3 protein-coding genes and 2 tRNA genes are annotated in these 2,593 nt (G+C 49.2%); 3 read left to right on the forward strand and 2 right to left on the reverse strand.

What is annotated here, in order from left to right; genetic code table 11:
* The first annotated feature begins 101 nt into the window (after positions 1-101).
* Positions 102-178: transfer RNA gene (locus tag FDW87_RS09545), tRNA-Asp, on the forward strand.
* 52 nt (positions 179-230) lie between these two features.
* Positions 231-306: transfer RNA gene (locus FDW87_RS09550), tRNA-Trp, on the forward strand.
* Positions 307-406: 100 nt separating this feature from the next.
* Here FDW87_RS09550 and hdfR read toward each other — a convergent pair.
* On the reverse strand, positions 407-1,252 hold the full coding sequence (hdfR, locus tag FDW87_RS09555; RefSeq protein WP_087121878.1) for an HTH-type transcriptional regulator HdfR: 846 nt from the start codon (positions 1,250-1,252) through the stop codon (positions 407-409).
* A 106-nt stretch (positions 1,253-1,358) separates the two neighbouring features.
* Here hdfR and maoP point away from each other — a divergent pair, with 106 nt between their 5' ends.
* Complete coding sequence (gene maoP, locus FDW87_RS09560) at positions 1,359-1,697, forward strand: macrodomain Ori organization protein MaoP (protein ID WP_003018025.1); 339 nt, start codon at positions 1,359-1,361, stop codon at positions 1,695-1,697.
* Positions 1,698-1,722: 25 nt separating this feature from the next.
* Here the strand turns inward: maoP and FDW87_RS09565 are convergent.
* On the reverse strand, positions 1,723-2,593 hold an 871-nt coding region (locus FDW87_RS09565; protein WP_137379691.1), incomplete at its 5' end, for a YifB family Mg chelatase-like AAA ATPase.

Here is a 2,593-nt window from a genome sequence, read left to right on the forward strand (position 1 = left end):
ATGGTAGTGTGGGGTCTCCCCATGCGAGAGTAGGGAACTGCCAGGCATCAAATTGCAGTAAACCGGGATGAATAATCCTGGTAGTGACAAAGAAATTCGGTGGAGCGGTAGTTCAGTTGGTTAGAATACCTGCCTGTCACGCAGGGGGTCGCGGGTTCGAGTCCCGTCCGTTCCGCCACTTATTAGAAAATTAAGCCTGCTACCAAGCAGGCTTAATGATAAGAAAATTTAGGGGCGTAGCTCAGTTGGTAGAGCACCGGTCTCCAAAACCGGGTGTCGCGAGTTCGAGTCTCTCCGCCCCTGCCAGAAACAATCCTTAGCATTTTTGCTAAGGATTTTTTTTTACCTGCAATTTGAATTATGCCTTCCTGCTGTTTTACTCCCGGCATCCTTGCCTATATTTTCTTTAATTTTCCAGAATATCTGTTCTCAGCAGATCGCAAATTAGTCCATTTTTATCGCTGTTTTGCAGCCAAACTGCATATAAAGGACGTGAAAGCGTTGTACTGTCGGTAACCGTATGGAGATCGCTTTTGGTTTTGGCCCAGTTGACGGGAAGCCAGCTAAAGCCCTTAATCACTGAAAGTTGCTGCCTGGCCAATTCTGCCGAACTGGTGGTGAGTACCGGCACTTCATCTCCCGCTATTAGTCCTGCTTCGTGTTGTTGGAAATCGGGTCCCCATTCCAGGCGTAAATAATTCAGCTCATCTTTGGTTTGCGAAGGAGAGCTGCAATAGAGCGCCAGCGTGAAATATCCCAACAGTTGGCTGCTAAATTCGTCCATTTTGGGTGTTTCGGTAGTAATCAGTAGATCAAGCTGTCGTTCATGAAGCTGTTTTACTAACGATTGGCGTTGAGCGATCCTCGCTTCAAACTGCAGGCTGGATTGTGGCTCCTGAGATTGATACAAACGCTTCAACCAGTCATTAAGCATGCACTCCCAGAGAGATGCGCTGGCACCGATAGAAAACTCGTTATGCCGCGAGGTATTCGCGACTTCCTTACGTGCTGCCTGCCACGTATTCATCAACGTTTCGGCGTAAGGCAATAATTTTTCACCTGCAGCGGTTAAACGGATATTGTTTCTGTGTCGGGTGAACAGGTTTACACCCAATTGATTTTCCAGTTGTCTGATCCGGAAACTAACCGCTGATTGGGTCAGGTAGAGCGCTTCAGCAGCCCTGCCAAAGTGGCGTGTCCGGCTAACTTCCAGGAAAGTTTTTAACAATTCCGTATCCACAACTCGCTCCATAAAATTATTTGTCGTTATGATTTAAATCTTTTGTTTGACGCTCTGTCAAGCGTAACTAATACTCCGCGCCATAAATAGCTCGGCCAAAGAATTAGGAGCGTGCAGGATGGCGGAAAGCTTTACGACGACTAATCGATATTTCGATAATAAATATTATCCCCGCGGATTCTCCCGTCATGGTGATTTCACCATTAAAGAAGCACAACTGCTTGAGCGTCACGGTTATGCTTTCAACGAGCTGGATCTGGGCAAGCGTGAGCCGGTAACTGAAGAAGAAAAACTGTTTGTTGCGGTATGCCGTGGTGAACGTGAGCCGGTTACCGAAGCTGAACGTGTGTGGTCTAAATACATGACGCGTATTAAGCGTCCAAAACGTTTCCACACCTTATCGGGTGGGAAACCTCAGGTGGAAGGCGCAGAAGACTACACCGAATCTGATGATTAATAAAAAAAGGGCGAAAGCCCTTTTTTTATGTCAGTAATTTCTGCAGATGAATGAGTAACCTGTCTATCGCTCGGTACCCAACGGCCTCCTGTAAATGCTGGCGAGAGATGTGATCACATTGTTCGATATCCGCAATCGTTCGAGCGACCTTAATCAGGCGCAGCCAGGCGCGGATAGACAATCCGAGATGCGCGAGCGTTTCTTCAAGCCACTGTGCATCGTCGCTACGCAGTAGGCAGTATTTATGGATATCCTGACTGTCCAGATGTGCGTTTAACTTATTTTGCCGCTGATACTGACGCTCTCGCGCTGCCATAACACGTTGCTTCACCGTTGCGCTATTTTCCCCTTTCATCGCGTTCTGGCTGAGTATACCGGGCGGCGGTAAGGGAATTTCGAGGGAGAGGTCGAAGCGGTCAAGAAATGGACCTGACAATCGATTTAGGTAGCGCAGCGTCTGTTCTGGGGTACAGCGGTTATGGTTCCCCTGATAATGGCCCGTCGGGCTTGGATTCATCGCAGCTATGAGTTGAAAGCGTGCGGGATAGGTTATTTTTGCTCTGGTGCGGGATAGATGGATCTGCCCGGACTCGATGGGTTCGCGCAGTGCATCCAGCGTGCGCCGCTCAAACTCGGGTAGTTCATCCAGAAACAGTATGCCGTTGTGCGCCAAAGAGATCTCTCCTGGCGCAGGAATAGAGCCTCCACCGACCATGGCGGTTAATGAAGCACTGTGATGTGGCGAGCGAAAAGGGCGCTGCTTCCACTGTTTTTGTATCGTGTCGGAATGGATCAGACTGAGTATCGCGGCACTTTCCAGCGCTTCATCGTTGCTAAGTGGAGGGAGTAGCCCTCTGAGTCGACTGGCTAGCATAGTCTTTCCCGTACCCGGCGGG

Source organism: Citrobacter sp. wls826 (assembly GCF_005281245.1).
Taxonomy (GTDB): Bacteria; Pseudomonadota; Gammaproteobacteria; order Enterobacterales; family Enterobacteriaceae; genus Citrobacter; species Citrobacter braakii.